We start from the raw sequence: 18701 nt of genomic DNA, 5'->3' as shown, positions 1-18701 counted from the left end.
AGGGTTACACGTTACTTGAAGGGGCAGGATTCATGGGCAATTTCGTTCAGGAAATGAAATCCACATTCGCCGAGCATGATGATTTTTTCATTCACGAAGAGCAATTTGATCATACGGTACTTTTTCTTATAGGATTTAATTCGCTCATCAATTTTTCCAAGTCCAATTTATACGTTCGGCAAATGGCGCAATTGTCTGATTCCGTTGATGAACTATTTACGAACCTCAGTGATCAGCTTGATGTTGATGCTAAACAAATCATAAAGGCCGTTCTAGAAGGCAAATTAGTCATCTTAACAGGAGACGATCAACGTAACGCCATTGTGGAACCCGTCCCCCAGAATCTGAGGAGAAGCATTGATGAGCCCAAAAATGAAAGCCCTGTTCAAGGTCCTTTGGACGCCTTTGGTGAGGATATCGATATTAACATAGGGCTGATCCGAATGAGACTGGGCACTGAGCGTCTGATCCATAGCTCATATCAAGTCGGAGAGCTGCCAAAGCGAAGAATATCCATGCTTTATCTTAAAGGAAAAGCTCCGGATGATCTTATTGAAAAAATAGACCAGAAGTTGAAACAAGCTCACTCAGATATTGAAACGATAAATGACCTGAATAATCTTTTTGGTGCCCACAAATTTGTACCTGTCAATCATTTCTCCATAACTGAACTTCCGGTGCAAGTCGTCTATTCGTTAAAACGGAACAGAGTCGTTCTCTTTTTGGACAATACTCCCTACGCCTTTGTTCTTCCGCATCTGTTCTGGGATATGTTGTCCACTGCAAACGATCGCAATTTCCATGTCAGTTTCACATATATGATTCGAACCCTCAGGGGATTGGGGATATTGTGCAATCTCATCCTTCCCGCTTTTTATGTTGCCATAACGTCAGTCAATCCTGAAATATTAAAAATAGACCTCCTCTTGTTTGTCGCAGAAAGCAGAGAAGGCATTCCGCTAACACCCTTATTTGAAACCCTTGCTATGGTCATATTAGTTGATTTAGTGACTGAAGCGATTATCAGACTCCCCAAAACCGTAGGACCGACCGTTACGATGGTTGGAGGAGTCATACTTGGCCAAGGGGTAGTTGAAGCGAAATTAGTCAGTAGTTTATTGGTCATTGTCATCACCGCAATGTTGATTTCAGGTTCAGCAATCGTTGGAGTTCAAAACGCGTTGTACATTCGTACGTTAAAATACTTTATTTTAATTACGGCATCCGTTTTCGGCATACTGGGTATATGTACCGGATTATTATTTGTATGCATAATTCTGGCAAGTTTAAAGACATGCGATATTCCGTATATGGCATTTCGGATAACGGAAAAGGGGGATGCCAAGTGAACCATAGGGTACAACTTGCATTATTGGTTTGTGTCGCGAGCGGGGGCTTCGTTTATTTGCTGTATCCCAATCTCGTATATTCGTCGACGGAAGGCGGTCATTGGGTAGTGATTCTTTGTGCAGGATTGCTGCAAATGGTTTTTATGCTGATCTACAAAAAAGGATTGGATTATTTTCCGAAAAAGGATCTTATTGATATATTTAGGCAAATGGGAAAGTGGGTTGCATTCATCATTCTTGTCCCTTATGCATTCATTCTGACATCGATGGTTGGATTCGCTCTTCGCGCCCATAGCGAAGAAATCATTGCGATTTTTTTGAATCGAACACCTTACTGGGCGGTATTGGCCCTGTTTGTTTTTATATCCGCTTTTGCAGCAATAAAAGGCTTGGAAACGATTCTGCGTGCTTCTGTAATTGTTTTCATCATCACTAGTTTATTGATCATGTTAAACACTTTTACTGTGATGGTAAACTTTGATTTTCACAACGCTTCGCCAGTTTGGCCTTCATCTCTCCGTTTCTTATGGAACACAAAGTTTTACTATTATCTTACGGGATTTTCACCGTTATTATTTTTAGGATTCGTGCCTTCCGAAAACAATATGAAATACGGCCACCTGTTCGGGGTATGGACCTATGTGACGCTCTTCATACTAGTATCTGTGTATGTTCCGCTTTTCATATTTGGACAAGAGACGATTATCACGCTTCGTTATAAGTTAGAAGAGGCGGCGGATACCGTTGACTTGAGATGGTTTATATTCAGCCGGCAAACGATGTTCATTGGTATTTCATTAATTGCGTTCACGATCTTTTTGAATGCCCTTACGCTATGGCAGGCCGGACAACTCATGCAGAAAACGTTCAATTGGCAAAGAACCAAACGTTCTTATTGGATCATCGCTTTCTCTCTAATCGCATTTCTTATGGGAGTATATGTCCCCAACCTGGACTTGGTTATAAAATTTATAGAGATGAATGCAGGTGTTCACGCTTTGTTAACCATAATCATTCCATTGACCATTTTAATCTATGGCATCTCTAGTCGAAGAAGGATGGCAGGTTATGAAAAGCAATAATCGTTTCAAACTTTTCATTGTACTTACGTCTTTAATCTTTCTTTGCGGTTGTTGGGATATTAAAGAAATCAATCTGCGTACCCCTCCTTTGCTCCTTGGCATAGCCAAGGGAAACGATGATGAATACAGAGTGACACTGTATGTTCCCGTAACGCAAAGAGGCAAAACAGAATCAAGAATTGTAACGGAAAAAGGCAATTCCATTTCCAATATTCTTCGACAAATGCGGACAAACTCTGATGATGCCCTTGATTACTCACAAGTACAATTACTTGTCATCCAAAACAACTTGGCAAAGAACGAAGAGGAATTTGGTAAACTTGTTCGACTTTCAATGGAGATGGAGCAACTGCCTTCCAAATCGTTGGTTGCCATTACAGATGACGATATTGAGAAAATGTTGTCGAATATTAAGAAAGTAGCGGGTGTTCATGCAACCTCTATCAATGACTTTTTTTATAAAGGGGAGTGGGCACCGGAGGTTTCGAGTACGCGCATTTGGGAATTGTATCGGGGTTTGAATTCCTATACGAATGATACAAACGTTCCGATCGTCTCTTCCGGCAAAGATACAGTATTACGCTTCGAGGGTGCCGCTATTTTGAAAAAAGGGAAAATAGTGGAGCGGATCAATCCGGAGGAAACTCTATTGGTGAATTTGTTTCATCACCGCAAAGCAATAGGCGAGATTAAGAGCCTGGGCTCTGCCGACATAATCGTAAAAAACAGCTCATTGCACATCAAGTCGTCAATGAAAAAGGATGAACCGTTGGTGTCATGCGATTTGAAATTAATAATACAAGTTAGGGAAAGAAAAGAGGGCGTGACGGATAAACAGATCCAAGAACAACTCGAAAAGCTGATCGAAAAGCAGTTTAATAAGATGTTTGAAAAAGCCCAAGAAAACAAATCAGATATTCTTGGGTTTGGCCAACATTTCCGCAATCGGATTCCATATCAGGAATTAAAAAACTGGAGAGAAGAATATTACCCAAAGCTAAAAGTGTATTTTCAGGTCCATGTAAGCCATTTGTAATTTTCAAAAGCGCCGCCTTATCATCATGAGAAGCGCCAATGAAACAATTGGTACGACGAAAAACTATCGTTGAAGTGCTGCCGCGAGGCAGCTCTTTATACACTTTTGGGAAGTAATCGACAATGGGAAGATAACGCTATAGCTATTTTTCTGCATCAAAAAAGCTATAAAATAGTTGAAATCGCCATAGTTTTATAAGTATCAATATATTAACATAATTATGTAAGCGCTTTCTTTTCTATACTGAATTAATCTGAATTTGAGGATAGGCATATCTAAAAGGGGGTATTTTATGATACTACTAAAGAGAAAAGCCACAGCCGGTTTACTGATTTTCTTTATGACTTCTATCATAGCCCATCCTCACGCAAGTCGTGCAGCAGATACTGTGATTGCTGTTCAAACCAAGCAGCTCAGTGACAGAATAGTTGACTATCAAATTAATGTGAGCTTGAATACGAACCAGAATTCGATTGAAGGCAATGAAAAGGTAACTTGGATAAACAAGGGCGAACTTGAGGTCTCTGATCTTTTTTTTCACTTATATCCAAATGCATTTAAATCGAAGAACAGCACCTATATGAAAGAACGAGAAATGGAACTCCCTTGGAAGAAGGAAAATCAAGGTCAAATGGATATTATATCCATAAAAGATGAGAGTACGGATGTACTCGTGGAGGATTATCAATTTGTTTCTCCCGATGATGGAAACGAAAAGGATCAAACGGTTCTGAAAGTTCATTTGAATCGTCCTATTTTACCGGGTGATCATATTACGCTGTCGATTGATTTTAAGGTTGAGCTCCCACTGATTCATCGGAGAATGGGACATATGGATAATTTTTATATGGCGGGGCAATGGTTTCCCAAACTTGCGGTGTATGAGCCCAGAGGGATGAGAGGAAATAGCATAGAAGGATGGAACGCTCATCAATATCATTGGACCTCTGAATTCTATGCTGATTTTGGTGCTTACGATGTGAAGATTGTTGTCCCCGACAATTATGTAGTCGCTGCTACCTCAACGAGCCAACCGGAAATAGCTGCCTTAAAAAACAAGAAGAAAGAATACCATTTCATTGCTAATGATGTACATGATTTTGCATGGGCTGCATCTCCAGACTTGGAGGAAAGTGATCTTGTTCTGGATGTTCCGAATTCTTCCCCCATTACCATTAAACTGTTTACAACTTCTGAAGCTTTGAAAAATAAACATCGCTATTTGTCAGCCGCGAGCAAGGCTCTCCTTAATTATAGTAACTGGTATGGCCCTTATCCTTATCCGTTATTTACTATAGTAGTACCACCATCTAACGCCCCTAGTGCAGGCTCCATGGAGTATCCAACCTTAATAACCGTTAAACAGAGCAGTCAGGATGATCGCAATTATCATCTTGAACATGTAGTCGCACATGAAACAGCCCACCAATATTGGTATGGTATGGTAGCTAACAATGAATTTGAGGAAGCTTGGCTGGATGAAGGGTTTGCTTCGTATTCCGAGAATAAGGTCATGAAGAAAGAGTATGGGATGACACTTCAATATACAATATCTCCGAGTTCTCCCATACATGCCTTGCAGCAATCTTGGAACTTCCGATCTATGAAAGAGTATGAGGATAATGTGTACTTCCGGGGTAAGGAGTTCTTGGATAAGGCTGAACGTAAACTGGGAGAAGCCAAAATGCTTGAGGTGATGAAAGCGTATTTTGATCTATGGAAGTTCAAACATCCGGGAACAGAAAGCTTTCAGCAAACATTAGAAAAGGTAACAGGTGAGAGCTGGGCATTGGCCATCAATCAGGAGTTGGGTGTTAAAATGAAAACGATTTCGCAGTCGGTATTTTTCACATATTTACTTAAAATAATGATCTTTTTAAAATGGTGATATATAAAAGTGCTTAAATCAAAATTGAAGATGTAACGAATCGGAGTAGGCCCATGCATTTGCGCATGGGTCTACTCGATTTTGGGGAATATGATTTTTCACTCACATGCTTTGAATGAGTCCTCTTCTTGAGGGCTTATTTATTTAGCGTATAATAGAGAAAAGTGCAAAATCCATGTATCGGAAGGGAACTTCATGGCAGTCAAATCAGATTACAAAAAGATGAGCCGTATTTTAAATGAAACCGCAGTTGAGTTGCGCGGAGAAGATTTAAGTTTTAAGGTGCAATATTGGGGGGCTATGCCGGAACACTTTGATAACCCATTACATCGACATTCCTTTTTTGAGGTTTGTTATGTTCTGGCAGGAGAGGGAAGCTATTTGGAGTCTGATGAAGAATATCCACTCAGTCCGGGAACATTATTCTGTTCAAGACCTGGTAAATGGCATCAAATAAAAAGCGAGGCAGGGATCGAACTCTATTATGTCGCGTTTGAAGTAGATAACTCTCGGTCATCGGAAGAGTCATTAAATCGTTATTTACAAATGATGGATATAAATAAAATTGTTATGCCCATGGCAGACGAAACGGTAGCCGCTCAAACTTGGCGGATGTTGTTCACGCTGTGCATGCAGGATCGTTCGATGACAAAAGAATTGATTCGCAGTTTTGCTTACACGCTACTTGTTTCTTTTTGTAGTGAATTTACAGAGGTTGTCGAAAGCGAAGAGTTGCCGGAACACCAACAAATTTCTTCCTATTATTTACAGCGGGCGAAGCTTTTCATCGAGGACAATTTAGCTTCTTCATTAAGTATTCCTCTGTTGTCAGCCTATCTAAATGTATCAGAGCGACATTTATCACGACTATTTGCCATGAAAGTCGGGCAAACGCTTTCGCATTATGTGCAAGAGAGAAGAGTTAGGAAGTCTATGGAGCTTCTTCTCGAGACGGATTGGACTATAAGCCGTATCGCCCAAGAAACTGGGTTTGAATCGGTACATTATTATACAAGAGTTTTTACCCGTAAAACAGGCGTGGCTCCAGGGAAGTTTCGCAAATCCCAATTGTCAGAAATACCCTTTAGTTAGTTTAGAATGTCCGTCTAGTGCAAAGTTATGTCCTGTTACTTCAAAGACAGTGGGTCCTTGAACCTTTATCATTAAGAAAGCGCTAACACATTGATAAACAAGGAGGCAAAACAGTGTCTAATGCATATACGAAAAGAGATTATTCTCTCACAGGACCAGAAAACAAACGAGCACAGGAAAAAGGCTTAGTAGCAGCTGATTGGTACTCGAGTCCGATTCCGCGTCAGCGTCTTAAAGAGCTCATGAAGCGTAAGGATGGTCCCGCAATCCGTGATACGATCATCATGTTTGCATGGCTCATAGGTACGGGTATGCTTGCCTATTATTCGTGGGGAACATGGTGGGCACTACCGGCTTTTGCTTTATATGGAATTAGTTATGCTTCTACTGCTGACTCAAGATGGCATGAATGCGGTCATGGCACAGCATTCAAGACAGCATGGATGAATGATGCCCTTTATCAAATTGCCTCTTTCATGGACTTAAGACCACCAACCCCTTGGCGTTGGAGTCATGCTCGTCATCACACGGACACTTATATTGTCGGCCGTGATCCGGAAATTGCCATGACGAGACCCCCTGTTTGGCGGATTATTTTTGGAGAAATCGTACATATTTATGGTGGCTCAAGAGATCTAAAAAGTATTATCATGCACTGCTTCGGGAAGTTGACGGATTCCGAAAAAGATTACGTTCCAAAGTCTGAATTCAAAAAAGCGGTTTGGATTTCACGTGTCTGGGTGTTGATCTTACTAGGCTTCATTATCTGGTCCGTTCAGATTGGGAGTATTCTACCGCTCATGTTTGTGGGTCTTCCGACCTTCTATGGCCCGATTCTCCTTTTATTAGTGGGTCTAGCCCAGCATTTAGGTCTGCATGAAGATGTGCTGGATCATCGCTTAAACACACGTACCATTTATTTGAATCCTTTCTTTAGATTCCTCTACTGGAATATGAATTATCACATAGAGCATCACATGTTTCCAATGGTTCCCTATCACGCATTACCTGCCTTGCACAAAGAATTGATGTTTGATTATCCAACACCAAGTCCTAGCCTATGGGCAGCTCTCAAAGAAGTTATTTCAGCACTCATTAAACAGAAGAATGATCCGCACTATGTGGTTGATCGCCCTCTGCCTAGTACAGCTAATCCGTATTATTATGGTGTACACGCTGAAAAGGCAGTGCCTTCGCAAGTGAGTAACGAGCCAAAAGCAATGATTAACTAAATCATGAGAGGAAGATGAGAACATGGCAGGAAACAAAGCAGTTGTCTACAGTAAACCCGGTAGCGTTGAGGTACGTAATACGGATTTTCCAGAATTGGTACTTCGAGATGGTCCAGGTGTCAATCCATTAAACGTAGGACGAAAATGCGAGCATGGTGTCATTCTGAAAGTAGTAACGACGAACATTTGCGGCAGCGATCAGCATATGGTTAGAGGTCGGACAACTGCGCCGTCAGGTCTCATCTTAGGACATGAAATAACGGGCGAAGTCATTGAAGTAGGACGCGATGTTGAATTTATTAAAAAGGGAGATTTGGTCTCCGTTCCCTTCAATATTGCTTGTGGCCGTTGCCGCAGCTGTAAAGAACGGAATACGAATGTATGCTTAAACGTTAATCCGGATCGTCCTGGATCCGCCTATGGTTATGTAGATATGGGTGGCTGGGTCGGGGGACAATCGGAATATGTGATGGTTCCCTACGCGGATTTTCAATTGCTGAAGTTCCCTGACAAAGAGAAAGCCATGGAAAAAATTCTTGATTTAACGATGCTTTCCGACATTTTCCCAACGGGTTATCATGGTGCCGTTAGTGCAGGCGTTCGTCCAGGTTCAACGGTATACGTCGCGGGTGCTGGTCCAGTTGGTCTTGCGGCAGCTCACTCTGCACAGCTGCTTGGTGCAGCGGTTGTTATCGTTGGTGATTTGAATGCAGAGCGACTAGCCCAAGCGAAAAGCTTTGGTTGCGAAACGGTTAATCTTCGTGAAAATAGCGATTTGGCGGGACAAATTGATCAAATTTTGGGTTCACCGGAAGTGGACTCTGCTATTGACTGCGTAGGCTTTGAAGCGCATGGTCATGGTAAAGCTCATGGCGAAGCGCCAGCTACGGTATTGAATTCAATTATGGAAGTTACCCGTGCAGGTGGCAGCTTGGGTATACCAGGTCTTTACGTAACTGGCGATCCAGGTGCTGTGGATGAAGATTCTAAAATTGGTACATTGAAGATTCGCTTCGGTCTTGGATGGGCGAAGTCGCATACCTTCGTAACGGGGCAAACGCCAGTCATGAAATACAATAGAGACTTAATGATGGCGATTCTCAGCGGTAGAGCTCAAATTGCCAAAGCGGTGAATGCTACACTCATTTCATTAGATGCTGCACCGCAAGCGTATCAAGATTTTGACCGCGGAGTTTCCAGGAAATTTGTTATTGATCCACACGGTCTTGTTAAATAAACCTACACTTACTTACTTGGAGGATCGTATGCAGCATTTAGAGGGTTGGGTTGAAGCTTGTGAAGTTGATGATATTGATGAGGAAGATGTCATACGATTCGATCATGGAGATCGCACCTTTGCTATTTATCGGACAGCGAAAAGCAAGTTTTATGCAACCGATGGGTATTGCACCCATGAGAAGTTTCACTTAGCAGAAGGGCTAGTGATGGGCAATACCATCGAGTGTCCCAAGCATAATGGTCGATTTGATTATACAACGGGTGAAGCGAAGCGTACGCCGGTATGCGAAGCTTTAAAGACTTATCCTGTAAAGATTGAAGAAGATAAGATCTTCATCAAGATAGACTGAGGAGAGAATAGAAGATGGCTGATTTAGGAATGGTTATTGTTGGTGCAGGTGAAGCCGGTGCGCGAGCAGCTGTGGAGCTCCGAACGGAAGGTTGGAGTGGGCCGATCACACTAATAGGAAAAGAAAAGCTGGCACCTTATGAACGACCGCCGCTTTCCAAAAGCTCATTGGTGAGTGAAGACGAGCCATCCCCAATGACTATTCTTGACGAAGCTAAGCAATCGCACCACAACATTCAGTTAATTACGGATAGCTCGGTTGTTAAGATTGATCGGGATCGACATTTAACAGAACTTAACAATGGTCAGCAAATAAGATACGAGAGGCTCTTGCTTGCTACAGGGGCTTCTCCTCGAAGTTTGAATATGGAAGGATCCGATACCACGGATTTATTATATCTCCGGACATTTGCAGACTCACTTGTACTCCGTACAAGATTTCAATCAGGAAAGCACATTGCTGTCATTGGGGCTGGCTTTATTGGACTTGAAGTAGCGGCAAGCGCAAGGGAAAAAGGTTGTAAGGTTACTGTTATTGAAGTTGGACCTCGTATTCTGATGCGAGGAGTTCCAGAGGAAATTGCGAACATTGTAGAGGCACGTCATCGTAAAGCAGGTGTCGAGTTTAAACTTGGGGTAGGCATGGAACGCATCGAAAAAAGCCAGGATGGACATTCGATTACGCTGGCCGATGGAACTGTCATCCATTGCGATACGGTTGTCGTAGGAATCGGTGCCATTCCTGAAACATCGTTAGCTGCACAAAGCGGACTTACGATTGAAAATGGCATATGGACGGATGAGAGACTCGCAACGAGTGACTCGGATATTTTTGCGGCAGGTGACTGCTGTTCGTTCCCGCATAGTCTATACGGAGGCAAACGAATTCGTCTTGAAGCTTGGCGTAATGCACAAGATCAGGGAACGCTTGCAGCGCATAACATGCTAGGTGCTTCTAAAGCTTATCTAGATATCCCATGGTTCTGGTCAGATCAATATGATCTTACCTTACAAGTCACTGGATTGCCGGATTGTGGTGTAAAGACCGTGGTCAGAAATTTGAGTGAGTCCGACAAGTTCTTCTTCCATCTGTCAGGCGAGGATCAATTGGTTGCGGCAAGTGCCGTGGGTCTAAACTCGAAAATTGCCAAGGATATTCGTCTTGCGGAAATGCTTATCCACAAACAAGCGGTACTCGATCCTAAAGCCTTAGAAAATCCAGAAGTAAAATTAAAGGGGCTATTGAAATGAGTCGTTGGAACCGAATTAATGATGGAACCCTAAATCCACCTAGACTAGATGTCCAACAAGCGATATGGGCAATGATAGGGCTGGGAGAGAACGGCAAGGAATGGTCATTGGAGCAAAAGTTCGAGAAAATCGCCGAGGCGGGATTTAAGGGTGTTAGTTATTTGATGCCTTCTCCAGAAGATATGGATACCTGGCACCGTTTACTTGACCGATACAATTTGAGTTTTAGTGCGATTGCGTTTCCCACCAAGCCACAAGATTTGATTGATATCATTAAGCAGGCAAAACAATTTGGCAGAGTTCAATATATCAACTCGCAGGTTATGGACTCCTTCGTCATTGATAAAGAAGCGATTCATTTACTTGATGGCTTGTTAAAAGTATCTGAGGAATCTCGGATACCACACTTTATTGAGACACATAGAGGGACTGTCACGCAAGATTTGATCCGTACTGCAGGATATATTGAGGCTCTACCTGAGCTCCGATTGATGATCGATTTATCGCATTATGTCGTTGCTGGTGAAATATTAGGCACAAGTGATAAAGTGGAAAGCTATTTCGATAAGGTTCTAGAACGTTCTGCAGGTATGCATGCTCGTGTCTCCAGTGGGGAACAAGTTCAGGTTGATGTAGGTGTGGATGGCGATCATCCTATGGTAGAGCATTTTACTCGATGGTGGCGTAAAGGGATGGTACATTGGCTTAGGCAAGCGAAACCTGGGGATTTGTTCCCATTTTGCACAGAGCTTGGGCCGCCGAAATATTACGGGATCACTCGCCGAGATGAGCATGGACAAGAACATGAAGTCTCGGATCGCTGGCAGCAAGCGTTACTATTTAAGCGAATTATCGAAGAGCAGTGGAAGAAGGCGCAAGACGAGCGCTGATATTTGTTAGATAGAAGGCTGCCAATCATTCGGCAGCTTCTCAGTATAGTGAATAAGCACATAAATTTCGCCGCGATGCTTTATTACGCGCCTTGTCCAATTCATGTCGGACTAGGCGTGTTTTATGATGTTGTCGTAACGAAACAAGCTCATCTAAAAGGCTTATCAAGAAGTATTTGTTTGCGGTGTAGAGCCGCGGCAGATCGAGATGGGCCGAATCGTACCGTGGAGATGCACTTTAGCCAGAGCGACTGGTTCATCGAAGTAGAAGAGGTAACGACGGTTTCTCATTATGGGGTAGAGAGTAAAAAGGGGTATTATAGTTACTCCGGCGGTTCAGGTTTGCCCGTGAGGCTGCAGATGCAGCCTGTTGGCGGCCTCAGAGGTGCAAGCGAGTGTTACGAAAAAAGCGGGGCATAACGCCCCGCTTTTTCATTTGGTGAAAAGGTCAGAGGAGATCACCCTCTGTTTATTCCGATACTCGGATGGTGTAACACCCGTTAATTTCTTAAACACTTTTGAAAAATGATTCTGATAGTCAAAGCCGACTGCGATGGCAATTTCATTGATCGACTTTTGAGAGTCAATCAACAGTCGCTTGCTTTCGGCTATGCGAATTTCATTCAAATTATCGCAAAAAGACATCCCTGTTTCCATTTTGATCTTATTCGATATATAGGAAGGATGCTTTCCGAATTTATCCGCCACGTCTTTTAATGTGATTTTTTCGAAAAAATGTAAATTCATATAGTGAATGATATCTCTTACTAATGCCGAGTACTGTGGATTTGCAAATTGTTTGACGGCAGCGGTAAATTGTAAAATCATCTCTTTCATGAGCAGTACAATTTCAGCTCTTGTACCAAGGTTCTCCGCTCGTGAGATAAATTTGTAGGCAAGCGTTCTAGCATATTCATTTTCTACGCCGCATTCTATCGCAATTTGGCAAACGATCGCACAGGTGGAAATGAAATGATTTTTGGCGGAACGAAGGACGTCGCCGCTCGCAAGCTCAAATCGTTTGACGCTCTCTTGGAAGCTGGTCAAGGTGTCAAGGTGATTTTGAACGATGAAGACGTCGCCAGTCTGCATTTTTTCTTTTAACCGTTTGTATTCCTCAAGCGTAATATGCAAAGCTTCTTGCTCGTAGTAGAGATTGACCAGAGAAACCTCAGGGCTTACATGGGGCGAAGGTGTATGTGTTATGCTGTACCTTTTTGGAAGCGGAATGCAATGTTCTTCATCTTTGACGAACAGCCAGTAGAATAATCGGCCCAGATATTCGAGCTCTTTTCTGTTTTTGGAAGGGATCAGCTTATCGAATGTACTCTCAGGGGATGCGAGTCCAATAGGCCCTAAAATGAGGATGAGCTTTTCGTTTTCAGTCAGAACCGATAGGGCATGAAACAAACACGAATCAGGTGTCCAAAACGTGAAGTATGGATGATCAACATTAGACATTTCCTCGACCATCTCTTTCATGATGAGCAGTGTCTTGGAAAGCAACTTTTGTCTTTCCGGGTGGATACATGCAAACAGAAGCTGCCCATCGTTATCGACTCCAAGGACATCAATCCCGTGCAAATAATGAAAGCATCTCGCTTTCTCCTCAGCGGATCTCATACGAACCCTCCACAAACTTAACTTTATATCTATAATATTAACATTCGCTCAATTTAAAAATTAATTATGCCAAAATATGTATTTTATTGTGCTTTGGCAAATTAAGGAGCGCCTTGTCCAATTAATGTCGGACTAGGCGTCTTTTATTTCAAAGAAAACTAATTATATTTCTATTTCTATAATCTTAATATTTCATCAATTTCGAAATTTAAATGGAGGTATAATTCACAGCAAATAAGATCTCAATGATCAAGAGGGGAGAAGCGCCTCGACGTTAAAGTAAAAATCTGAACGCGTGGATCGAGAGGAGTTCTTGCTCATATCCGTTAGATACGCAGTAAAGATCGTCGGGACGAAACACTGGGTCGGTATCCTGCCGGATGGCGCGATTGTCGAGCTTATGAAAAACCACAAACGTACATTATGGACGAAAGAATATCGGGGGGCGTAAATCATGATGAAACTTTATACTATCGAGTTTACTGTCGGAGGAGTTGTTCACGGCTTTACCGTGAGAGCTAGAAACAAGATCGAAGCGGTCGCCGCCGGGTTCTCCAAGCTGCGCGGCTGGCGCGAAAAGGACAGGGTCAACGAGATCCGGATCATGGAGGATAACGGAAATCCGGAAGCTACTGCAGAGGATTACAAATTCAATTACAATTAGACCAAAGTAAATTAGAGCAGGAACAAGTCAGGAAGCTAATCACGAAAGAATTCTGCAGGACGTTAATTAATGCGGAGCTGGGTGACGTTATACCTTGATTACCATATTATGAAAGCTATCATTAAATTGAAGAAAGGGCCCGATTATGAATAGTCATTACTTCTGCATACAATGTGAAAAAATACATCTAAAAGAGTTTTCTTCCGTAAAAGAAATTGTTTTCATTTCGGGCTACCATTTTTATAAAAACAATTTGTATAATGCAGGTTTTTGTAATAAACATCAATCCATACCTCTTAGATTAGGTCAAATTTCCAACTCAGAAGGATGTGGAAGTCACAATAAGTAGGCTAATGTACAGTCAAATGGTTATTCACCTACATATCCTGAAGTACGATTGAATTTAGAAAAATATATGCTTTAATAATGGAGCGTGTTTCAGTCATGTTTAGACCGCAAATGGATTTTGAAGGAACCTATAGACAACCACCACAATCTCCCCCGCCGGCAAGTGTTCCGCCAAAACCTGATGTTTCTTATGCCATTGATTGTATATTTGAATACACCTATTTTTGGCTAAGAAATGGAGAACAATTTTGGTTTTATCCGATTTATGTAGGGCATGAGGGAGTCGCAGGTTACAGATGGAGTGGAGCATTTTGGTATTTTTACGGAATCGATTCGAGATTCATTGATGCCGTTGCGTGTCCTCCGATTCCTACGCTTTACTGAACAAAGTTCCATTCTTTTCAAAGAAGCCGGGAGAGACCTGATCAAGGTGATTCTCCCGGCTTCTTTCCCTTACCCCAAAATCTCAACCTTTGCGTCGGAGATGTTTAATAGGAATAGGACCCTCTCGGCATTGGCATGCAAATAAAGGCATACCATCCGAACATATGGAAGTCTTTAAATTGGCGCAAAGACTATCCGCAAATGTCGATCGTTCCGCATTTCGACGTGCAGATCCTGAACGCGGATGCCGAATAACTTAGAGGGGGATTTCTTAGCGCCCGCCGTAAGAAAAATTGCATCGAAGATTAACTGATGTAGAAGCTGGGCCTGATGGTCCAGCTTTTTTGTATAATGAGAGTTTTGTGGAAATATTCGGCGGGTTACGTCAATTATGAAGGAGAGCTGCTAAGTCAGCTCTATTTTTCTATATGTGCTAACGATTTGTATATCGTCAAACCTAACGAAATGGTGATGATCTAATCATTTATCCATTGCGTGGAGAATAGGTGTCGTCTATGTTTGGTTACATGGCGGACGAATCAAGCAAAGTCATTTCCTATTCGGGAACTTTGCGATTAGCCTTATACCTGTTCTATCCGGGGCCTCGGTACAGGCGGACTAATAAAACAATATAAGGAGGGCGATTGCCTCATGAAGCAGACGGCATCAGTCAACATAACACATGAAGCGCGTCCCGGTACAAGCGGACAGAGAAGCTTTTTACGTGATTGTTGGCGTCATAAGTATTTGTACTTAATGGTGCTGCCAGGTTTTTTGATTGTGCTTGTATTTGCATATTTTCCAATGTATGGCGTGCTGATCGCATTCAAAGATTACAACGTGGCCAAAGGCATATGGGGAAGCGAGTGGGTCGGATTCAAATATTTCAAAGAATTTCTGAGCAATCCGATGGCGCTGCGAACCATCAAAAATACGCTATTGCTCGGGATTTACGGACTCGTATTCGGGTTTCCGGCACCGATCATCCTAGCGCTGTTGTTAAATGAAATTAGGGTGTTGGCTTTTAGAAAATTCTTGCAAACGGTTTCATACATCCCGCATTTCATCTCCACCGTTATCATCATCGGGATGATTAAGGAGTTTACGTCACTTGATGGCTTGTTTAATTCGATTACCGGGTTGTTTGGCATGGAGCCGATCAACTTTCTGACAGAGCCTTCTTATTTCCGGACGCTGTTCGTCGGTTCCGGCATTTGGCAGGGAATTGGCTGGGGGACGATTCTATACTTGGCTGCGCTCAGCAATGCCGATCCGACCTTGTACGATGTTGCATCGATCGACGGAGCGAACCGCTGGCAGAAGATTAAACACATTTCCATTCCGGTCATTATGCCGACGACAATTATTTTATTCATTTTGTCCGTAGGCAGCATCCTAGGCACCGATTTCATGAAGGTGTTGCTCATGTACAACCCCAGCACATACGAAAAAGCCGACGTCATCGGCACGTATGTTTACCGGATAGGTTTGGAAGGGGGACGTTTCGAGTACGCCGCTGCCGTTGGATTGATGCTTTCCGTGGTGTCGTTCTTGTTTGTCCTGACGACGAATCGCATGTCCCGTATATATTCGGAAACTAGCTTATGGTAGGGAGGTGAGACGTGTGCATTACAAACAAAAGTTTGGCTTGTTTGACGCAGCTAATTACAGTTTTATGATGCTGCTTGTGGTGGTTACGGTTTATCCGCTGCTCAATGTTATTGCGATTTCGTTCAGCAACGCGGATTTTATTTCGCTAGGGCAAGTTTCGTGGTACCCGAAAGGGTTCAATGTCAAAGGGTATGAGATCATTTTCGACAACCCGATGCTCTATATCAGTTACAAAAATACGGTGCTGTACGCTGTAATAGGCACTATATTGACGCTTTTCTTGACGTCGATGATGGCTTACCCGCTCACGGTTTCCGATTTTCGATTGAAAAAGGCCCTGACCATTTTTCTAGCCGTTACGATGTTTTTCAGCGGCGGGATGATCCCGACTTATTTGATCATGAAAGAGCTGCACTTGCTCAATACGTTCTGGGTCATGGTTGTTCCCGGCTGTATCAGCGCGTATAACGTCATCATTTTTCGAACGTTTTTTCAAAATATCCCGTCCGAGCTTCGAGAGTCTGCTTATATGGACGGTGCGACGGATTTGACCGTGCTTTTCCGCATCTATTTACCACTTTCCAAGGCGCTGCTCGCTACCTTCGCGCTATTTACAATCGTCGCACATTGGAATGAATGGTTTAATGCACTTATTTATTTGAAAGATGAGAACAAGTATCCTTTGCAAATGTTTTTGCGCAGCATCATTTTTACCCAACAAGAAGGACAGAGCGGGCATGTCAGGGATATGATTCAGAACCGTCAAATCAACCCGAAAAATATTCAGATGGCGGCGATCGTTGTTACAATGGCCCCGATTCTGTGCATGTATCCGTTCGTGCAAAAATATTTCATAAAGGGCGTTATGCTCGGCTCGATCAAAGGGTAACTGGTGGTCTTACAGGCATTTTTACGATCTCACGATCGTGAAAAGCCTTAAGTTATAGATCAATTTTCATCCAATCAAAGGGGGAAGACATGTGAAAAAATCAATGACAATGTTAGTATCGACAATCCTTGTAGTGACTTCTGTTTTGACTGGTTGTGTAAGCGATTCTGGTAAAGAGGGAACGACACCGTCACCTTCAACAAGCGATTCTGGCGGCAAGGCCGTCACTGATGCAAAGGAACTGAAGCTGAAGGTCGTTATCCCGCATTTTGGCGGTGATCCGACGGGGACGCTCGTGCAGCAGGAGTATGAGAAGGAAATCGAGAAGTACCTAGGAGCCAAAGCGACAATTGAGTGGACGCGTATTCCTTGGGGCGAGTACAAAGAGAAGACACAAGTGATGCTCACAAGCGGCGACATTCCGGATATCATGCTTGTTCGCAGTCAGGATAACATCATTAAATATGGCGAGCAGGGCTTGTTCTTGGATCTCTCCAAGTACATGGACAAAATGCCCAATTATAAGCAATTCATCACAGCGACGGACAATAACGAGCAATATTTGATGAACAAAAACAAGCAACTGTTTGCGTTCTACGATGGCTTCTCGAATCCGTCGAATATCGAGCCCAGTCAATACGCAGCGGCATATCGCCTTGATATTTTCGAGAAAAACAATATCAAGGTTCCGACTACGCTGGACGAAATGTACGATGCAGCCAAAAAGTTGAAAGCGCTCTACCCAGACTCCTATCCGGTTGCGCAAAGCGAACAATATTTAGGTTACGACGGCATTTTGAATGCGAATCATACGAACGGTGGTATTTACTGGAACGGCAAACAGTACGTATACGGACCGACGGAAGAAGCTTATAAGGAGGCATTGATTTTCCTGAATAAGCTGTATACGGAGAAGCTGCTCGATCCGGCATTCTGGTCGGATGAGATGGATCAGGCGAAACCGAAGGCGTCGACCGGCAAATCGTTTATTTACCCGCTCATCTGGTCCGGTTATGTGGCCGATTTGAATGCCAATAAAGAAGCCGGTGTAAAATGGGCTCTTTCAATGAACGCCGATAACTCGAAATACGGGAAATCATGGAAATACGGAAGCGACCCGAAAGGGAAAGGGCTGAATAATGGCTATGGCCTCGTTATTTCGGCAAAAGCCAAAAACCCGGAGCAGCTTGTGAAGCTTGTTGATTATCAATACAACGACAAAATGATCGATCTCTTAATGTGGGGTATTGAAGGCAAATCATACGAATTGAAGGATGGAAAGAAACAGTACTTGCCGGCATTGAAAAGCTCAGCAGACTTCGTAGGCGAACTGGCGAAAATGGGCGTATCAGCATCGATGCGCACGCGTCCAGGCATCGTGTTTACGCCACAGGAGCGGATTGCCGTTTATACCTCGGTTCCGGATGTGCTCTTCTATAACAACGGCAAAGCGCAGATGGAAAACTATTATATGGCGTCTGACAAATATGGCGGCAGAGAATCAATCGCTCCGATGGACCGCGAACCGAAGATCCTGCTGACGAAGGATGATAACGACCGCATCGCCAATACGATGACGCCAGTCACAACGTATGTCAATGAATCAGCCGTTAAATTCATTAAGGGCGAGACGAGCTTCGCTGACTGGGACAAATTCCAGGCGACGATCAAGAAAATGGGCGACTACGAGTCGATTCTGAAGCTGAAGAACGAAAAGGTCAAAAAATAATCGAAAGCTAAAGCAGGTCAACCTCCTTCCTCGCGTGAGAACGCT

At 43.1% G+C, this 18701-nt stretch carries 18 protein-coding genes; 17 read left to right on the top strand and 1 reads right to left on the bottom strand.

Features of this window, described 5'->3' with window-relative positions:
• Positions 1 to 32 precede the first annotated feature (32 nt).
• The 11 genes from AC58QC_RS01280 to AC58QC_RS01230 all read left to right on the top strand — a co-directional run bounded on the left by AC58QC_RS01280 (position 33) and on the right by AC58QC_RS01230 (position 11828).
• Positions 33 to 1349, top strand: coding sequence for a spore germination protein (locus AC58QC_RS01280; RefSeq protein WP_497413400.1), 1317 nt, complete (start codon positions 33 to 35; stop codon positions 1347 to 1349).
• Positions 1346 to 2431 (top strand): GerAB/ArcD/ProY family transporter, encoded by a 1086-nt coding sequence (locus tag AC58QC_RS01275; RefSeq protein WP_497413399.1) that lies wholly within the window; start codon positions 1346 to 1348, stop codon positions 2429 to 2431. Before AC58QC_RS01280 ends, AC58QC_RS01275 begins: the two co-directional genes overlap by 4 nt.
• Positions 2418 to 3467: a Ger(x)C family spore germination protein gene (locus AC58QC_RS01270; RefSeq protein ID WP_497413398.1), complete on the top strand. Its 1050-nt coding sequence runs from the start codon at positions 2418 to 2420 to the stop codon at positions 3465 to 3467. Before AC58QC_RS01275 ends, AC58QC_RS01270 begins: the two co-directional genes overlap by 14 nt.
• Before the next feature lie 292 nt (positions 3468 to 3759).
• The gene (locus AC58QC_RS01265; RefSeq protein WP_497413397.1) at positions 3760 to 5355 is read left to right on the top strand and encodes a M1 family metallopeptidase; all 1596 of its coding nucleotides are present in this window, start codon (positions 3760 to 3762) and stop codon (positions 5353 to 5355) included.
• Positions 5356 to 5550: 195 nt separating this feature from the next.
• On the top strand, positions 5551 to 6447 hold the full coding sequence (locus AC58QC_RS01260; RefSeq protein ID WP_497413396.1) for a helix-turn-helix domain-containing protein: 897 nt from the start codon (positions 5551 to 5553) through the stop codon (positions 6445 to 6447).
• A gap of 113 nt (positions 6448 to 6560) precedes the next feature.
• Positions 6561 to 7679, top strand: coding sequence for a fatty acid desaturase family protein (locus AC58QC_RS01255; RefSeq protein ID WP_497413395.1), 1119 nt, complete (start codon positions 6561 to 6563; stop codon positions 7677 to 7679).
• 22 nt (positions 7680 to 7701) lie between these two features.
• Entirely contained in the window at positions 7702 to 8916 is a 1215-nt protein-coding gene (gene fdhA / locus AC58QC_RS01250) for a formaldehyde dehydrogenase, glutathione-independent (protein WP_497413394.1), read from the top strand.
• A 28-nt stretch (positions 8917 to 8944) separates the two neighbouring features.
• On the top strand, positions 8945 to 9268 hold the full coding sequence (locus AC58QC_RS01245) for a MocE family 2Fe-2S type ferredoxin (protein ID WP_497413393.1): 324 nt from the start codon (positions 8945 to 8947) through the stop codon (positions 9266 to 9268).
• 14 nt (positions 9269 to 9282) lie between these two features.
• The gene (locus tag AC58QC_RS01240) at positions 9283 to 10518 is read left to right on the top strand and encodes an NAD(P)/FAD-dependent oxidoreductase (protein WP_497413392.1); all 1236 of its coding nucleotides are present in this window, start codon (positions 9283 to 9285) and stop codon (positions 10516 to 10518) included.
• Positions 10515 to 11408: a sugar phosphate isomerase/epimerase family protein gene (locus tag AC58QC_RS01235; protein WP_497413391.1), complete on the top strand. Its 894-nt coding sequence runs from the start codon at positions 10515 to 10517 to the stop codon at positions 11406 to 11408. Before AC58QC_RS01240 ends, AC58QC_RS01235 begins: the two co-directional genes overlap by 4 nt.
• Positions 11409 to 11411: 3 nt before the next feature.
• A complete protein-coding gene (locus tag AC58QC_RS01230; protein WP_497413390.1) occupies positions 11412 to 11828 on the top strand; it encodes a hypothetical protein in 417 nt (138 codons plus the stop codon).
• 12 nt (positions 11829 to 11840) lie between these two features.
• On the opposite strand, the gene AC58QC_RS01225 is transcribed toward AC58QC_RS01230, so the two are convergent.
• Complete coding sequence (locus tag AC58QC_RS01225; protein WP_497413389.1) at positions 11841 to 13031, bottom strand: helix-turn-helix domain-containing protein; 1191 nt, start codon at positions 13029 to 13031, stop codon at positions 11841 to 11843.
• Between the two features lie 313 nt (positions 13032 to 13344).
• Between AC58QC_RS01225 and AC58QC_RS01220 the strand changes: the two genes are divergently transcribed.
• From AC58QC_RS01220 to AC58QC_RS01195, 6 genes are all read left to right on the top strand, one after another.
• On the top strand, positions 13345 to 13482 hold the full coding sequence (locus AC58QC_RS01220) for a hypothetical protein (protein WP_497413388.1): 138 nt from the start codon (positions 13345 to 13347) through the stop codon (positions 13480 to 13482).
• A 6-nt stretch (positions 13483 to 13488) separates the two neighbouring features.
• Positions 13489 to 13695 (top strand): hypothetical protein, encoded by a 207-nt coding sequence (locus tag AC58QC_RS01215; RefSeq protein ID WP_497413387.1) that lies wholly within the window; start codon positions 13489 to 13491, stop codon positions 13693 to 13695.
• Positions 13696 to 14556: 861 nt separating this feature from the next.
• Positions 14557 to 14682 carry a hypothetical protein gene (locus tag AC58QC_RS01210; protein WP_497414049.1) on the top strand — a complete coding sequence of 42 codons (126 nt, stop codon included), beginning with the start codon at positions 14557 to 14559 and terminating at the stop codon, positions 14680 to 14682.
• 396 nt (positions 14683 to 15078) lie between these two features.
• The gene (locus AC58QC_RS01205; protein ID WP_497413386.1) at positions 15079 to 16038 is read left to right on the top strand and encodes an ABC transporter permease; all 960 of its coding nucleotides are present in this window, start codon (positions 15079 to 15081) and stop codon (positions 16036 to 16038) included.
• 13 nt (positions 16039 to 16051) lie between these two features.
• A complete protein-coding gene (locus AC58QC_RS01200; protein WP_497413385.1) occupies positions 16052 to 16927 on the top strand; it encodes a carbohydrate ABC transporter permease in 876 nt (291 codons plus the stop codon).
• 91 nt (positions 16928 to 17018) lie between these two features.
• A complete protein-coding gene (locus tag AC58QC_RS01195; RefSeq protein WP_497413384.1) occupies positions 17019 to 18656 on the top strand; it encodes an extracellular solute-binding protein in 1638 nt (545 codons plus the stop codon).
• Positions 18657 to 18701 lie beyond the last annotated feature (45 nt).

The sequence above is a fragment of the Paenibacillus sp. J22P51 genome, assembly GCF_059692215.1.
This window is presented reverse-complemented; position numbering and strand designations above follow the sequence as displayed.